This window comes from Desulfocurvus sp. DL1XJH-121 (genome assembly GCF_054819825.1).
This window is the reverse complement of record NZ_JBTVWW010000008.1, coordinates 96,458-112,001: the sequence shown is the minus strand read 5'-3', so window position 1 is coordinate 112,001 and position 15,544 is coordinate 96,458. Positions and strand designations below refer to the sequence as shown.

The 15,544-nt window shown below is 68.0% G+C and carries 17 protein-coding genes; 14 read left to right on the top strand and 3 right to left on the bottom strand.

All coding sequences use genetic code 11. The features are described from left to right. The first annotated feature begins 28 nt into the window (after window positions 1-28). On the top strand, window positions 29-517 hold the full coding sequence (locus ACYYG1_RS07755; protein WP_461209725.1) for a YbaK/EbsC family protein: 489 nt from the start codon (window positions 29-31) through the stop codon (window positions 515-517). Continuing rightward, on the top strand, window positions 514-1,209 hold the full coding sequence (locus tag ACYYG1_RS07750; RefSeq protein ID WP_461209724.1) for an aspartate/glutamate racemase family protein: 696 nt from the start codon (window positions 514-516) through the stop codon (window positions 1,207-1,209). The genes ACYYG1_RS07755 and ACYYG1_RS07750 overlap by 4 nt, the downstream gene beginning before the upstream one ends. A 79-nt stretch (window positions 1,210-1,288) precedes the next feature. Here ACYYG1_RS07750 and ACYYG1_RS07745 read toward each other — a convergent pair whose 3' ends face one another. Genes ACYYG1_RS07745 through ACYYG1_RS07735 form a run of 3 tightly spaced genes read right to left on the bottom strand, consistent with a single transcriptional unit; the run spans window position 1,289 to window position 3,281 of the window. Further along, a complete protein-coding gene (locus tag ACYYG1_RS07745) occupies window positions 1,289-1,744 on the bottom strand; it encodes a YbhB/YbcL family Raf kinase inhibitor-like protein (RefSeq protein ID WP_461209723.1) in 456 nt (151 codons plus the stop codon). A 38-nt stretch (window positions 1,745-1,782) separates the two neighbouring features. Continuing rightward, a complete protein-coding gene (mazG, locus tag ACYYG1_RS07740) occupies window positions 1,783-2,619 on the bottom strand; it encodes a nucleoside triphosphate pyrophosphohydrolase (RefSeq protein WP_461209722.1) in 837 nt (278 codons plus the stop codon). A 2-nt stretch (window positions 2,620-2,621) separates the two neighbouring features. Then, on the bottom strand, window positions 2,622-3,281 hold the full coding sequence (locus ACYYG1_RS07735; protein WP_461209721.1) for a CvpA family protein: 660 nt from the start codon (window positions 3,279-3,281) through the stop codon (window positions 2,622-2,624). 380 nt (window positions 3,282-3,661) lie between these two features. On the opposite strand from ACYYG1_RS07735, the gene ACYYG1_RS07730 reads away from it, so the two are divergent. The 12 genes from ACYYG1_RS07730 to ACYYG1_RS07675 all read left to right on the top strand — a co-directional run bounded on the left by ACYYG1_RS07730 (window position 3,662) and on the right by ACYYG1_RS07675 (window position 15,542). Further along, complete coding sequence (locus ACYYG1_RS07730; protein WP_461209720.1) at window positions 3,662-3,913, top strand: DUF4212 domain-containing protein; 252 nt, start codon at window positions 3,662-3,664, stop codon at window positions 3,911-3,913. 12 nt (window positions 3,914-3,925) lie between these two features. Further along, window positions 3,926-5,701 carry a sodium:solute symporter family protein gene (locus tag ACYYG1_RS07725; protein ID WP_461209719.1) on the top strand — a complete coding sequence of 592 codons (1,776 nt, stop codon included), beginning with the start codon at window positions 3,926-3,928 and terminating at the stop codon, window positions 5,699-5,701. A 183-nt stretch (window positions 5,702-5,884) separates the two neighbouring features. Next, window positions 5,885-7,810: a putative nucleotidyltransferase substrate binding domain-containing protein gene (locus ACYYG1_RS07720; RefSeq protein WP_461209718.1), complete on the top strand. Its 1,926-nt coding sequence runs from the start codon at window positions 5,885-5,887 to the stop codon at window positions 7,808-7,810. Between the two features lie 184 nt (window positions 7,811-7,994). Further along, complete coding sequence (locus ACYYG1_RS07715; protein ID WP_461209717.1) at window positions 7,995-8,741, top strand: 3'-5' exonuclease; 747 nt, start codon at window positions 7,995-7,997, stop codon at window positions 8,739-8,741. 33 nt (window positions 8,742-8,774) lie between these two features. Further along, entirely contained in the window at window positions 8,775-9,161 is a 387-nt protein-coding gene (locus tag ACYYG1_RS07710; protein ID WP_461209716.1) for a hypothetical protein, read from the top strand. Between the two features lie 355 nt (window positions 9,162-9,516). Beyond that, window positions 9,517-10,479 (top strand): ABC transporter ATP-binding protein, encoded by a 963-nt coding sequence (locus ACYYG1_RS07705; protein ID WP_461209715.1) that lies wholly within the window; start codon window positions 9,517-9,519, stop codon window positions 10,477-10,479. 49 nt (window positions 10,480-10,528) lie between these two features. Beyond that, window positions 10,529-10,792 carry a helix-hairpin-helix domain-containing protein gene (locus ACYYG1_RS07700; RefSeq protein ID WP_461209714.1) on the top strand — a complete coding sequence of 88 codons (264 nt, stop codon included), beginning with the start codon at window positions 10,529-10,531 and terminating at the stop codon, window positions 10,790-10,792. Next, window positions 10,765-11,772, top strand: a complete 1,008-nt coding sequence (gene bioB, locus ACYYG1_RS07695; RefSeq protein WP_461209713.1) for a biotin synthase BioB — start codon at window positions 10,765-10,767, stop codon at window positions 11,770-11,772. Before ACYYG1_RS07700 ends, bioB begins: the two co-directional genes overlap by 28 nt. Before the next feature lie 24 nt (window positions 11,773-11,796). Further along, entirely contained in the window at window positions 11,797-12,351 is a 555-nt protein-coding gene (locus tag ACYYG1_RS07690; protein ID WP_461209712.1) for a hypothetical protein, read from the top strand. 90 nt (window positions 12,352-12,441) lie between these two features. Beyond that, window positions 12,442-12,957: a hypothetical protein gene (locus ACYYG1_RS07685; RefSeq protein WP_461209711.1), complete on the top strand. Its 516-nt coding sequence runs from the start codon at window positions 12,442-12,444 to the stop codon at window positions 12,955-12,957. A 120-nt stretch (window positions 12,958-13,077) separates the two neighbouring features. Next, entirely contained in the window at window positions 13,078-14,448 is a 1,371-nt protein-coding gene (locus ACYYG1_RS07680) for a cobyrinic acid a,c-diamide synthase CobB (RefSeq protein ID WP_461209710.1), read from the top strand. Next, the gene (locus ACYYG1_RS07675; protein WP_461209709.1) at window positions 14,448-15,542 is read left to right on the top strand and encodes a cobalt-precorrin-5B (C(1))-methyltransferase; all 1,095 of its coding nucleotides are present in this window, start codon (window positions 14,448-14,450) and stop codon (window positions 15,540-15,542) included. Before ACYYG1_RS07680 ends, ACYYG1_RS07675 begins: the two co-directional genes overlap by 1 nt. The last annotated feature ends 2 nt before the right edge of the window (window positions 15,543-15,544 follow it).

The following is a 15,544-nucleotide window of genomic DNA, read 5'->3' as shown; positions in this document are numbered from 1 at the left end:
AAACCGTACACTTCGCCGGAGACGATTCATGAGCGTGGAATCAGTGAAACACTATCTCGCCGAGAACGCGCCCGACCTCGAGGTCGTGGAATTCGACGCCAGCACCGCGACGGTGCCCCTGGCGGCCAAGGCCCTGGGCGTGGCCGAGGGGCAGATCGCCAAGACCCTGTCCATGCGCCTGGGCGACGACGTGATCATCCTGGTGACCAGGGGAGACGCCCGCCTGGACAACCGCAAGTACAAGCAGCAATTCGGCGCCAAGGCCAAGATGCTGGAGGCCTCGGAAGTGGAGGACAGGACCGGGCACCCCGTGGGAGGGGTCTGCCCCTTCGGCCTCAAGGAGCCCTTCGCCATCTACTGCGACGAATCCCTCAAGGATTTCCAGGAGGTTTTCCCGGCGGGCGGCGCGCCCAACGCGGCCGTGCGCATCGAGACCCTCCGGCTGGCCGAGCTGGCCGACGCCACATGGGTGGACGTGGTGCAGAACGAGCATCCGCAAACCAAGGAGCAGCCATGAAGACCATCGGACTCCTGGGAGGCATGAGCTGGGAATCCAGCGTGGAATACTACCGCATCATCAACCGCGAGGTGGCCGCGCGCCTGGGCGGCGTGCATTCGGCGGACATCCTGATGCGCTCCTTCGACTTCCAGACCATCTACGACCCCATGCACGCCGGGGACTGGGACGGGCTGGCCGACCGCGTGGCCGACGCGGCCCGGGACCTGGAGCGGGCCGGGGCCGACTGCGTGCTCATCTGCACCAACACCGTGCACAACGTGGCCCCCGCGGTGCAGGCGGCGCTCTCCGTGCCCCTCATCCACATCGCCGACGCGGCCGGGGCCGCGGCCAGGGCGGCCGGATACGAACGCCTGGGGCTGCTCGGCACCCGCTTCACCATGGAGATGGACTTCTACGCCGGGCGGCTGGCCAAGGAATACGGCATGGAGGTGCTCGTCCCGGACGACGCGGATCGCGCCTTCGTGGACCGGGTGATCTTCGGCGAGTTGGTCAAGGGCCAACTCAGGGACGACTCCCGCGCCCGCTACGTGGAGATCATAGCGGATCTGGCCGGGCGCGGTGCCCAGGCCGTGGTCCTGGGCTGCACGGAAATCCCGCTCCTGGTGGGCCCCGGGGACTCGTGCCTGCCGCTCATCGACACCACGCGCGAGCACGCCCTGGCCGCCGTGGAATTCGCCCTGGCCGACTGAGTCTTCCGGCATTTTCCGCGCAAAAAGGCCCCGCCGCGCATCGCGCGGCGGGGCCTTTGCGTTTTCTCTCGCGCCTTGCTCAGCGCTTGTAGGTGCCCATGGTCTGGGCCGTGGCCAGCACGTGGCCCTGCATGGCGGCCTCCAGCTCCTCGCGCGAGGCCTCGGGCTTGAGGCCCGGGTCCGCGTCCAGGGCGTAGAGGGTGAAGAAGTAGCGGTGCGGGGCCCCGGGCGGCGGGCAGGGGCCGTTGTACCCCAGCCGTCCCCAGGAGTTGAGCCCCTGCTTGAGGCCCGAGGGATGCGCGTCCATGCGCGGCATCTTGGCGGCCAGCTGGAAGACCACCCCGGGGATGCCGTAGATCACCCAGTGGGTCCAGGTGCCGCCCGGCGCGTCCGGGTCGTCGCAGATGAGCGCGAAGGAGCGCGTGTTCTCGGGCGCGTCATCCCACTCCAGGGCCGGGGAAAAGTCGCTGGCGTCGCAGGTGTACTGCAGGGGGATGTGCTGGCCCTCGTCGAATGAGGAGCTCATGAGCTTCATATGCGGTCTCCGGGAGTGCGAACCAGGTTCCGGCCGGGTCAACCGGCCTTGACCTCGTCCCACACGGCGTTGAGTTCGTCCAGGCTGAGATCGGCAACGTCCCTGCCCCGGGCGCGCACGATCTCCTCCATGGCGTTGAAGCGGGCCAGGAACTTGTTGTTGGCCACGTCCAGGGCCATGTTGGCCTTGAGCCCGCGCCTGCGCCCGTATTCCACCAGGCTGAACAGGTAGTCCCCGAACTCCTCCTGCATGCGCGCGGCGTCGCCCGAGGCCTCGGCCTCCTTCCATTCCCGCCATTCGTCGGCCAGCTGGCCCTCCTGGTCCTGATCGTTCTCCCAGGTGAAGCCCGCGCGCGCGGCCTTGGAATGGATGCGGTAGGCCTTGAGCATGGGCGGCAGGCCCTTGGGCAGGCTGCCGTACACGCGCTTGGGCGCCTCGTCCTCGCTGGTCTTCTCGTTGCGCTTGATGCGCTCCCAGTTGGAGAGCAGCTCCTCCTGGGAATTGAGATGCAGGTCCGCGAACACGTGGGGATGGCGGCGAATCATCTTGGCCGCGCCGTAGCGCAGGGAATCGGCCAGGGTGAAGGAGCCCGCCCGCTCGTGCAGCGCGGCCACGAACAACAGGAGAAAGGCCACGTCGCCCAGCTCCTCCATGACCTCGGCGCGGGTCGTCTCGGTGGAGCGCTCCGGGGTGTCGGCGCGGATGGCCTCCACCAGTTCGAAGGCTTCCTCGATGATGTAGTCGGTAAGTGTCTGGGGGGTCTGTTCCCTGTCCCAGGGGCAGCCGCCCTCGCCCAGCAGGGAGTCGATGACCCCCATGAGCTTCTGCAGGGCGGCCCCGGCCTCGGGGGCCGATTCATCCTTTGCTGCGGTCATGTCTACTTGCTGTCGTCTTTTTTGAGATTTTTCAGAACGTCGCCCATCTTCTGCAACAATTCCATGGATTTTTCCTTCATCCCGGGGGAATCCTCGCCCCGGGCTTCGGAGTCCTCGCCGCCGACGAGGCCCTGCACGGCCTCCTGGCTCTGCTCGTTCATCGTCCTGGCCAGGGACGCGGGGTCGAAGTCCTTCATGTCGTCGGGCAGGACCTTCGCCAGGAACCCGGCCCCGGGCCTCAGGTACGGCACCGTGGCCGACTCCTCAAGGAATTTGGCGTCGGGCATGAAGGAATTGAGCCCCACCAGGATCACGCAGCACATCAGCCAGGCCTTGACCAGGCCCACGGCCGCGCCCCCGGGGATGTCCAACCAGAACACGGGCGTGATATGCAGAATGCGCGCCAGCAGCCAGGCCAGGAACATGACCCCCACCATGACCCCGGCGAACAGGGTCACGTAGGCCAAAAAATGCAACAAACCCGGGTTCTTGAACCAGGTCTGGTAGAACGGGACCAGGACCTCGTTGTAGTTGCTGGCCACCACGTACGCGGCCACCACGCCCACGGTGGAGGCAACCTCCTTGAACAGCCCCCGGAACACCCCGCGAATAAGGAAAAACAAGGCGATCGCGGCGAAAACGATGTCGAGAAAATTGAACATCAGGCACATCCTCGGCCGTCGGCTTTCGCCGAACTTGGGAAATGGTTGCAAGACTGCTCTGCGCGACTGTTCCACAGAGGTGTAGCAGATTGCAGAACAAAGGTGAACAGCCCGCAAGGCAGCCCGCCCCCCGCGCCCGCCGCCCGGGACGAAATCCGGCCCCGCACCGGCAAAACCAGTCGAACGGTTGCAGATACAAGTGAGCGGCGGCCAAGACCCGCCAAACGGCGGCCCCGCATTCGGGTTTCCACCCTTCCGCCGTTCACCGAAAAGAAGATGCGCGCCTTGCGCCCGGGGCTTACAACGGCTCCAAGTCACGGGTTTCCGCCGCCGCAGCCTGCGGCCGGGACGGGCCCACCAACAGACAAGGGGGTAGAGGCATGCAGGAATCAAAACGGATCTACTGGAAAACCAACCTCGGCTACATGGTCGTGCTGCTGTCCATCTGGGCAACGGTCTCCTACGGCTGCGGCATCCTCTTCGTCGAGCCCCTAAACGCAGTACGCCTGGGGGGCTTCCCCCTGGGATTCTGGTTCGCGCAGCAAGGCTCCATCTACGTCTTCGTCCTGCTCATCTTCGTCTACCACTTCCTGATGCGCAGGCTGGACCGTAAACACGACGTGCACGAATAGGGGATACCAGTCATGAGCATAACCACCTGGACCTACATCATGGTGGGTCTGACCTTCGGCATATACATCACCATCGCCTGGCTCTCGCGGGTCAAGGACACCAAGGGCTTCTACGTGGCGGGCGGCGGGGTGCCGCCCCTGGCCAACGGCATGGCCACGGCCGCAGACTGGATGAGCGCGGCGTCCTTCATCTCCATGGCCGGGCTGATCTCGTTTCTGGGCTACACCGGGGCCGTGTACCTCATGGGCTGGACCGGGGGCTACGTGCTCCTGGCCCTCTTGCTGGCCCCGTACCTGCGCAAGTTCGGCAAGTTCACGGTCCCGGACTTCGTGGGCGACCGCTACTACTCGCGCACCGCGCGGCTGGTGGCGCTCATCTGCGCCATCTTCGTGTCCCTGACCTACGTGGCCGGGCAGATGCGCGGGGTGGGCATCGTGTTCTCGCGCTTCCTTGAGGTGGACGTGAACACCGGGGTCGTCATCGGCATGGTCATCGTCTTCGTGTACGCGGGCCTCGGCGGCATGAAGGGCATCACCTGGACCCAGGTGGCCCAGTACTGCGTGCTCATCGTGGCCTTCCTCATCCCGGCCGTGGCCATCTCCCTGAAGATCACGGGCCTGCCCATCCCGCAGCTGGGGTTCGGCAGCACCATCGTCTCCGGCCCGGACGCCGGGGCCTACCTCCTGGAGACCCTGGACAAGATCGGCACGGACCTGGGGTTCCGCGAATACACCTCCGCCTTCGGCGCGGGCAACAAGTCCATGCTCGACGTCTTCGCCCTGACCATGAGCCTGATGGTGGGCACCGCCGGGCTGCCCCACGTGATCATCCGCTTCTACACCGTGCCCAGCGTGCGCGCCGCGCGCCTTTCCGCGGGCTACGCGCTCTTGTTCATCGCCATCCTCTATACCACGGCCCCGGCGGTCGCCAGCTTCGCGCGCTACAACATGATCGGCACCATCAACGACAAGCCCTACGCCGAGGCCCCGTCCTGGTTCTCCAACTGGGAGGGCACCGGGCTCATCGCCTGGGCCGACAAGAACAACGACGGCATCATCCAGTACCGCGCGGGCGCGCCCTTCGCGGGCAAGCCCTCCTTCACCGGCGAGCAGGGCCCGCTGGGCCAGCGCCTGATCACCAACGCCCTCACGGATTCGGAAAACGAGCTCTACGTGGACCGCGACATCATGGTCCTGGCCAACCCGGAGATCGCCGGGCTGCCCGCCTGGGTCGTGGCCCTGGTGGCCGCCGGAGGCCTGGCCGCGGCCCTGTCCACGGCCTCGGGGCTGATGCTGGTCATCGCCTCCTCCATCTCCCACGACCTCTACTACCGGCTCATCAACCGCAACGCCTCGGAGAAATCGCGCCTGGCCGTGGGCCGGGCCATGATCGGCGTGGCCGTGTGCGTGGCAGGATACTTCGGCATCAACCCGCCCGGGTTCGTGGCCCAGGTCGTGGCCCTGGCCTTCGGCCTCGGCGCGTCCAGCTTCTTCCCCATCCTGGTGCTGGGCATCTTCTGGAAACGGACCTCCCGCGAAGGTGCCATCTGCGGTATGATCGCGGGCATCGGCTTCACCATGCTCTACATCGTGCAGACCAAATTCCTGGGCATGGGCTGGTGGCTGGCGGGCATCAGTCCCGAAGGCATCGGGTTCGTGGGCATGCTCCTGAACTTCGCCGTCACCATCACCGTCTCGTACCTGACCCCCGCGCCGCCCCAGGAAGTCCAGGACATGGTCGAAAGCGTGCGCTTCCCCAGAGGCGCAGGCATGGCGGTGGACCATTAACGGCCGCCCCACAACGCAGCAATCGTGCGTTGTGGAACGACCTTGAGACAATAAAACTCATCGTCTGCTTCCCGGCCCCTGGCCGGGAAGCAGACGAAAAAAAACACACCATACAGGGATTCCCAAGGGGGTTACCCCCTTGGGCGGGGTGCAGGGGCAGCGCCCCTGCCCGCCGGAGGCCAAATGACGCACAACGACGTGTTCACGGCTCAGGCTTCGGAGTTGGTGCCGTTTTTGAAGCGCACGCTGCCGTTTTCGGATTTGCCGGATGCGGTGCTGATGCGCCTGGCCGGGACGTGCAGCATCGATTTCCAGCCCGGGGGCACACGGCTGCTTGTGCAGGGGGAAACGGTCATCAGCCATGTGCTGGTCATCCGCAGCGGCGCGGTGAAGCTGTATCTGTCCCGAGGCCAGGGCGAGGACAAGCCCATCGACTACCGGGGCGAGGGACAGGCCGTGGGGGCGCTCGGGGCCATCCGCGACGCCCCGGCCAGCCTGTCTGCGGTGACCATCGAGGACAGCTTCTTCTTCCGCATCCCGGCCCCGGAATTCCGCGAGCTGATCAAGGACCACCCGGCCGTGGCCCAGTTCTATTTGCACAGCTTTTCCGAGGACTACATTTCCAAGGCCTTTTCGGAGCTGCGGCGGCAGCACGCGGACCTCTGCGCGGCGAGCCCCCTGTATCTGTTTTCCACGCGCGTGGGCGAGGTGGTCAAGCGCGCGCCCGTGAGCATACAGAGCGGCAAGAGCATCCGCGACGCCGCGCGGCTCATGGAGGACGAGGGCATCGGCTCCATCCTGGTCACGGCCCCGGACGGCAGCGAGGAGGGCATCGTCACGGACAAGGATCTCAGGCGCGCCGTGGCCGAGGGCGAACCCTACGAGGCCCCGGTGGAGCACGTCATGAGCTCGCCACTGGCCTCGGTGAGCGGGCGCGAGTCCTGCTTCGACGCGCTCCTGAAGATGATGGACGCGCAGATCCACCACCTGGCCGTGACCCGCGAAGGCCGGGTCACGGGCATGGTCACGTCCCACGACATCATGCTCCTCTCGGGCCGCTCGCCCGTGTCCCTGTTCCGCGAAATTTTGTCCGTGCGCAGCCTGGAGGAGCTGCACCCCCTGTCGCGCAAGGTGCCGCTCACCGTGGGCGGGCTCATCGAGGAGGGGGCCAAGGCCGGGAACATCACGCGCATGATCACGGTCTTGAACGATTTGATCCTGGAGAAGCTCCTGAACATGCTCCAGGAGCAAATGGGCCCGCCGCCCGTGGCCTTCTGCTGGATTCTCATGGGCTCCGAGGGCCGCAAGGAACAGACCTTCCACACGGACCAGGACAACGCCCTGGTCTACCGCGACCCCACGGGCGAGGACGAGGCCGCGCGCGCCAGGGAGTATTTCCAGGCCTTCACCGAGGCGGCCATGGAGCATCTGGCCCAGTGCGGCTACCCCCCGTGCCCGGGCGGGATGATGGCCTCCAACCCGCAGTGGCGGCAGCCCTTTTCCGTGTTCCGCGACAAGTTCGAACTGATGATCATGAGGCCCGAGCCCCGGGAGGTGCTGCATTCCACCATCTTCTTCGACTTCCGCCCCGGGTACGGGGCCGCGAGCCTGGGCGACGCCCTGCGCAACCACGTCACCGCGCACGCGGCGCGCGAGGAGGTCTTCCTGCGGCTCCTGGCGCGGGACTGCCTCACGGTGCGGCCGCCCCTGTCCTTTTTCCGGGGCTTCATCGTGGAGAAGGACGGCGAGCACAAGGACACCCTGGACATCAAGGGCCAGGGGCTGACGCCCTTCGTGGACTTCGCGCGGCTCTTCGCCCTGCGCCACGGGATACGCGAGACCAACACCCTGGACCGCCTGGAAATATTGAGGGAACAGCGCCACGTGGCCCCGGACCTGGCCGTGGAGGCGGTGGAGGCCTACGAATTCCTGATGCAGCTGCGCCTGGTGCACCAGATGGGGCAGATCAACCGGGGCCAGGCCCCGGACAACCGCATGAACCCGGCCCACCTCTCGGACCTGGAAAAGCAGACCCTCAAGGAGGCCTTCGGGGTGGTCAATGGATTACAGGCGTTTATCAAGGATGTTTTCAGCCTGAACGTCGGATAGGCAGACCGCCCATAAACGCACGATTGCTGCGTTGCTGCGGAAAATTCAAACCCTCACGTATTTCAAATACGCATCGGTCTTGAATTTCCCTTGCGCCTTGCACTCGCACATTTCTGAGCGGTCTGCGAAAGCGGTGGACAACAAAATATCATAATAAAACAGCCAGGTATTAAAAAGGACGGGAATGATGATCGCCACGCACGCGGGGCTCACGGGGGGGCCGCTCGGATGGCTCCTGGGCCTGCTGGGAGGCGCGCCCGGGAACCTGTACCTCAAGCGCCAGCGGGCCGTGTTCTCCCGCCTGGACCAGGACCGGCCCCTCACGGACTACGAATTCTGCGTGCTGGACACGGAGCTCACGGGGCTCAACCCGCGCCGGGACGAGATCGTGTCCCTGGGCGCGGTGCGCGTGAGCAACCTGTCCATCACGGCGGAATCCTTCTATTCCCTGGTGGCCCCGCGCCGGGGCCTGCCCAAGGTCTCGACCATGATCCACCGCATCACCCCCCAGATGCTCGTGGAGGCCCCCAGGCTGCGCGCGGTGTTCCCCCGGTTCCTGGATTTCTGTGGCAACTCGCTCATCGTGGGGCACAACGTGGGCCTGGACATGAGCTTTTTGAACCGGGCGGCCACGCGCATCCTGGGCGGCAGGCTGCGCATCCCCTGCGTGGACACCATGCGCCTGGCCCAGATCCACCAGCAGGAGCTGTGGGAGAACTACTACGACCAATACGACGGCCAGGTCTCCTACCAGTTGTACGACCTGTCCCGGCGCTACAACCTCCCGGCCTTCAACCAGCACAACGCCCTGTACGACGCCATGCAGACGGCCTATCTGTTCCTGTATCTGGTCAAGAAGCTGGACTCCGGGGGCGTCAGAACCCTGCGCGACTTGTACCTGGCCGGGCGCAGCTGGAGATGGTATTTCTAGCCCACCTCCGCCACCGCAACCCGGGACAAGCGCATGAAAGGCTATTCCCTGCTCCTGGCCGTGCTCTGGGCCGTGACCGTGTTCCGCGACATCTGGAGTCTGGCCTATGCGCAGCATGTGTTCTTCGCCGTGCGCGCAGTGGGGGCCACGGTGCTCTTCACCCTCTGCCTGGCCGGGGCGTTGGAGCTGGGCTGGGGCCTGCGCCTAGCGCGCCTCAGGCCTTCGCAATGGCGGCTGGCGTACCTGGGCTGCCTGGGGCTGGGCGCGCTGCACGTGCTGGCCGGGGTCCACGGCGAGCTCCTGGGCCTGCCCGCGCCCGAGGCCGGGCCCTCGCTCCTGCGCATGGGCCTGAATTTTTTGCCCTACCTGCTTTTCGCCATCCCGGTGATCATCCTGGAACACGAGCGCAACCCCAAATAACCCCGTCTTGTGCAAGCCCTCGTGCAGATTTGTGCAATCATTTTGCACAAATTTGGGCAGTCCGTTGCACAAGCCGCGCGTCCCGCCTCGTCCGGCGCCCGACCCCTCGCCCGGGTCGGCGCGCCTCGGGCCCCATGGTTCAAGGCCCAAAAAATTTTCCCCGTTCCCGGCCCGGTCCAGGCACGGGCCTTGCTCTATGAGCATCGAACGCGGCAATCCCCCCGCGGGCAAGGGCCCGCTCAAGGGTTCACATACAATCATGATGCGCCTCCTCCCTGGACGGGCGGTCCCCACCGGACCGCCCGTCCGCTATTTTCTTTCAGCCCGCGATGGTCTGCGCTATACAGGGACGGCCATGAACGAAACCTTCCTGAGCATACGAGACGTGACCCGGCACTATGCCGTATCCCGGGGGCTCCTGGGCGCGGACGGCGGCGTGGTCCACGCCCTGGACGGGGTCAGCCTGGACGTGGCGCGCGGCGAGACCGTGGGCCTGGTGGGCGAGTCCGGGTGCGGCAAGTCCACCCTGGCGCGCCTGGCCCTGAGGCTGGAGCGGCCCACCTCGGGCACCATCTCCGTGCGCGGCACGGACATCTGGGACGCGCCCGCCGACTTTCTGAAGAATTTCCCGTCCACCATGCAGATGGTCTTCCAGGACCCGTTCTCGTCGCTGAACCCCCGGCGCACCATCGGGGCCACCATCACCGAGCCCCTGGCCATCCACGGCGTGGGGAAGGCCCAGCGCGAGCAAAAACTGCACGAGCTCCTGGACTGGGTGGGCCTCAGGCCCGAGCAGGCCGCGCGCTACCCCCACGAATTCTCCGGCGGCCAGCGCCAGCGCGTGGCCATCGCCCGGGCCCTGGCCCTGGCCCCGGACTGCGTGATCTGCGACGAGCCCGTGTCCGCCCTGGACGTGTCCATCCAGGCCCAGGTCCTGAACCTGCTGCGGGAGCTGCAGGAACGCCTGGGGCTGACCTACCTGTTCATCTCCCACGACCTGGCCGTGGTCAGCCATGTCAGCGACAGGGTGGCGGTGATGTACCTGGGCAGGCTGGTGGAGCTGGCCAAAGCCGGGGAGCTGTACGCCAGCCCCCTGCACCCGTACACCCAGGCGCTCCTCAAGGCCGTGCCCGTGCCCGACCCGGACGGCGGCAGGATCCAGCTCCACGTGCAGGGCGACCCGCCGAGCCCCCTGGACCCGCCCCGGGGCTGCGCCTTCCATCCCCGCTGCCCCCGGGCCCTGGACATCTGCGCCCGCGAGCGCCCGGCCTGGCGCGAGCACGCCCCCGGGCATTTCGCGGCCTGCCACCTCGCCTAGCCCCGGCCCCGCCCTTTTCTTCCGCCGGGAAAGGGACTACTGCTTCGGCATGCACGACGACGGCTCAAGCGATTTGCAACGCATCCCCGGCGTGGGCCCAAGCATCGCCGGCGACCTCCTGCGCCTCGGCCACGCATCCGTGGACAGCCTGCGCGGACAGGACCCCGAGGCCCTGTACCGGGCGCTCATGGATCTGGAAGGCCGCCACGTGGACCGCTGCGTGCTCTACGTGTTCCGCTGCGCGGTGTATTTCGCCCAGGGCGGGCGCGACGCGGAAAAGCTCAAATGGTGGAACTGGAAGGACGGGAAGTGACCATATCCTACGACGACCTGGCCGCGCGGATCATCGGGGGCGAGCCCCTGAGCCGCGACGAGGCCTATGACCTGGGAGGGCGCGTGGGCGACGCCCGAGACGGCGAAGCCCGGGAGATCTGCGCGGCGGCCCTGCGCATCAAGGAGGCGGCCTTTCCCGGGGTCGTCAGCCTCTGCGCCATCGTCAACGCCAAGAGCGGGCGCTGCTCCGAGAACTGCGCCTTCTGCGCCCAGTCCGCGCACCACGAGACGGGCTGCGCGGAATATCCCTTCCTGGGCGCCGCGCGCATCCTGGAGGCCGCGCGCAGGATGCGCGAGGCCGGGGCCGCGCGCTTTTCCGTGGTCACCAGCGGCAAGGCCCTCACGGGCAGGGATTTCGAAGAGCTGCTTGCGGCCGTGCGCGGCATCCGGGCCCTGGGCCTGGCCGCCGACGCCTCGGTGGGCATCCTCAAGCCGGAACAATTCAAGGCCCTGGCCGACGCCGGGCTGGCCATCTACCACCACAACCTGGAGACCGCGCGCAGCTTCTTCCCGCGGATCTGCACCACCCACGCCTACGACGAGGACGTGGACACGGTGCGCGCGGCGCTCACCGCCGGGCTGGACGTCTGCTGCGGCTGCCTGTTCGGCATGGGCGAGACCTGGGCCCACCGCGTGGAGCTGGCCCTGGAGCTCCGCAGCCTGGGCGTGGGCTCCGTGCCCGTGAACTTCCTGACCCCCATCCCGGGCACGCGCCTGGCGGACCGCCCGGTCATGGCCCCGGAAGAGGCCCTGAAGATCGTGGCGCTCATGCGCTTCATCCTGCCCGCGGCGCACCTGCGCATCTGCGGGGGCAGGCCCGCTGTGTTCGGCGCGCGCAAGGCCGAATTGCTGGCCTGCGGGGCCAGCGGGCTGATGATCGGCGACTACCTGACCACCCCGGGCGAGGACGCGGCCTCGGACCTGGAGGACTTGCACGCCCTGGGCCTGCGCCCGGAATAACGCCCGAACGCCGAGGACGGCCCCATGCCCGAACACGACGAGCACGCGCCCCTCACCACTCCCCTGATCATCCCCCTGAACCGCAGCGGGGTGCTGGCCTACATCCTGGGCCTTGCCGCCCTGGTCGCGGGCATCGGCGTTCTCCTCGTCCGCCAGGGCGGGCTGGACGCCGAATCCGGCCTGCTGCTGGCCCTCTTGGCCGGGGTGGGCTATTTCGCCGGGCCGGAGCTGGCCACGGCCCTGCGCACGCGCTACTGCCTGCGCGCGGACCAGCGGGGCATCTGCCTGGGCTGCTGGCGGCAAGAGGTGCGCATCCCCTGGGCCGCCGTGGCGCGCCTGGAATGCGCCAGCCCCACCTGGACCAGGCGCGGGGTGCAGAGCCTGCGCATCATCCTCAAGGATGCCCCCAGGCCCGGGGCCCGCGTCACGGACGCGCACGGGGCCGGGATGCCCGGCGCGCACAAGCGGATCACCGTGCGCGGCGTCTTCATCCAGGGCGACTGCCATGCGGCCAAGGCCCGGCTGGACGAGATGCTCGCGCGCCACGGGTCCCCGGAATCCGACATCCCCAGGCTGTGAACAAAGCCCGCACTTGACGCCGGGGCCGGGGATGCCTAGTTGTGGGGACCCCAGGGCCGCGCCCGCGGCCGAAACCCGAGGAGCGAGACCATGAGCACCACCCTGCAGAAGGCCGTGGCCGACGTGGCCGAGGTCATGAAGTTCGAGAACTGGCTGCGCTTCTACTTCGTCGTGGAGGAAGAGGGCGCACAGGAGAACGAGGCCCTGCGCATCCAAATCCCCGAAGAGCAGCTGGCCTACCTGAAAAAGACCCAGGAGCACCTCTACCCCCTGGCCGAAAAGTACGACGGCGAGCTCATCGACTACCACAAGTCCTGCAACGACACCTGCGCCCACGTGGCCCATCTCTACGACGGCACCAAATACCCCTCGGGCATGGTGGCCGAGGTCTGGGATTCCAAGGACCTCAAGGTCGAGATGTATCTCTTCGGCCTTTGGATGCAGGGCCACGAGTCCGTGCTGGACGAGGAGTTCATGGAATTCGTGCAGTGGATCGAGGGCTACGAGTCCTGGAAGGGCACCGACGAGGTCAAGGACTACCTCTCCCGGCTCACGGACGTGGGCCAGAAGGGTTGCGCCTGCAAGGGCAGCCAGGCCATGCACTAGCCGCATTTTCCCAGCGAATAGCCAAGCCCCGGCAAGCCCCCTTGCCGGGGCTTTTTTGCGCCCGCCCGCCCCGCGCGTCCGGGCCTTCTCTTTCCCCGGGGCATCCGCTAAGGTCCGGCCATGCCCAGAACCATCGTCATAGCCGGGACCCACAGCGGATGCGGCAAGACCACCGCGGCCCTGGCCCTGATGGCCGCCCTGGTGCGCCGGGGCCTCACCGTGCAGCCCTTCAAGGCCGGGCCGGACTTCATCGACCCCGGGCACCACGAGGCAGTCACGGGCCGCCCCTCCCACAACCTGGACGGCTGGATGATGGGCGAGGCCGGGGTGCGCGAGGTCTTCGCGCGCTACGCGGCCGACGCGGACGTGGCCGTGGTGGAAGGGGTCATGGGCCTGTTCGACGGGTTCTCGGGCACGACCGAAGACGGCTCCACCGCGCAGCTGGCCAAGTGGCTCGGCGCGTCCGTGGTGCTGGTGGTCGACGCGCGCTCCATGGCCCGCTCGGCCGCCGCCCTGGTCAAGGGCTACGCCGAGTTCGACCCGGACCTCGCCGTGGCGGGCGCGCTGTTCAACCGCACGGGCAGCGACAACCACCGCGCCCTCATCGCCGACGCCATGCTCGCCCTGCCCCACGTCCCGGCCCTGGGGTATCTCCCGCGCGACGAGGCCCTGGCCCTGCCCTCGCGGCACCTGGGCCTGGTCACGGCCGAGGACCATCCCCTGGGCCGCGAAGCCGCAGACCGGCTTGCCGCCTGGCTGGAGGCCGGGGCCGAGGTGGGCCGAGTTCTCTCACTGGCCCCAGAAATGTCGTGTGTCATGCCCTGCGCGCCGCCCTACGGCCGCACACCCAAGCCGCCCTCGGTGCGCATCGGCCTGGCCCGGGACGCGGCCTTCTGCTTCTACTACCGCGAGAACCTGCGCCTCCTGGAGGCGGCCGGGGCCGAGCTGGTGCCCTTCTCGCCCCTTGCGGACGCGGACCTTCCCCCGGATCTCGCGGGCCTGTACCTGGGCGGCGGCTACCCCGAACTGTTCGCAACGAAGCTCGCGGCCAACGCCTCCATGCGCGGCGCCGTGCGCGCCTTTTCCCTGGCCGGCCGCCCGGTGTACGCGGAATGCGGCGGGTTCATGTATCTCATGGAGTCCCTGGCGGACCAGGCGGGCGCGGAGCACCCCATGGCCGGGGTCTTCCCCCTGCGCGCGGCCATGAACGACCGCTTCCGCGCCCTGGGCTACCGCGAGGTGGTCACGCAGGAGCCCTGCCCCCTGGGCCCGGCCTGGACCATGCTGCGCGGCCACGAATTCCACTACTCGTCCGTCAGCGGCGGCGAGGACGCGCCCTGCGTGTACAAGGTCATGGACCGCACGGGCTGGACCGGGCAGCGCGAAGGCTGGCTCGCTAACAAGACCCTGGGCACCTACGTGCACGCGCATTTCACCTCCAACCCCGACGCGGCCGCCGCCTTCGTGGCCGCCTGCGCCGAGGCGCGCTGATGGCCGCCCCCCTGCGCGAAGGCTTCACCACGGGCACGGCCGCAGCGGCAGCGGCCAAGGCCGCAACCCTCCTGCTCCTGGCAGGCTCAGCCCCGGAGCACGTGGACACGCCCCTGCCCCCGGGCGGGCGGCTCCCCGTACCCCTGGACCGGGCCGAGCTTAAAGGCCCGCGGGCCGCGCGCGGTCGGGTGGTCAAGGACGCGGGCGACGATCCGGACGTGACCCACGGCCACGCCGTGGAGGCCTTGGTGGAGCTGGACCCGCACGGCGCGCCTGGGGAGATCATCGTGCGGGGAGGCCGGGGCGTGGGCCGCGTGACCCTGCCGGGCCTGCCCGTGCCCCCGGGCGAGGCGGCCATCAACCCGGCCCCGCGCCAGCAGATCCGCGCCGCCGTGGCCGAGGCCCTGGCCCGGGAGAACTACGCGGGCGCGGCGCGCGTCACCGTGGAGATCCCCGACGGCGAGGCCCTGGCCGAGCGCACCATGAACCCGCGCCTGGGCATCAAGGGCGGCCTGTCCATCCTGGGCACGCGCGGCACGGTGAAGCCCTTCAGCCATGAGTCCTACGCCGCGTCCATCCGTCAGGCCCTGGACGTGGCCCGGGCCCAGGGCCTCGCGGAAATGGGCCTGGCCACGGGCGGACGCACCGAGGCCCTCCTGCGCGCGGACATGCCGCACCTGCCCCCCGTCGCCTTCACCCAGTTCGCGGACTTCTTCTCCCTGGCGCTCTCCGAGGCCGCCGCGCGCGGCTTCGAGTCCCTGACCGTGGGCTGCTACTTCGGCAAGCTGGTGAAGATGGCCCAGAGCTTTCCCTATACCCACGCCAAGGACACGCGCATCGACTTCGCGCTCCTGGCCCGCTGGTTCGCGGACGCGGGTCTGGCCCCGTCCTGCGCGGCTCGGGCCGCCGAGGCCAACACCGCGCGCCACGCCCTGGAAATCGCTTGGGACGACCCGGCAAAGGATGTTATGCTGGAGCTGGTAACGGACAAGGCACTGAAATCGGCCAGGAATTTCGCGGGGCCCGGCCCGAGGCTCGACTACAGGGTCTACGGGTTCGACGGCTCCCCGCTCATCCACCGCAAGGGAGACTAGCC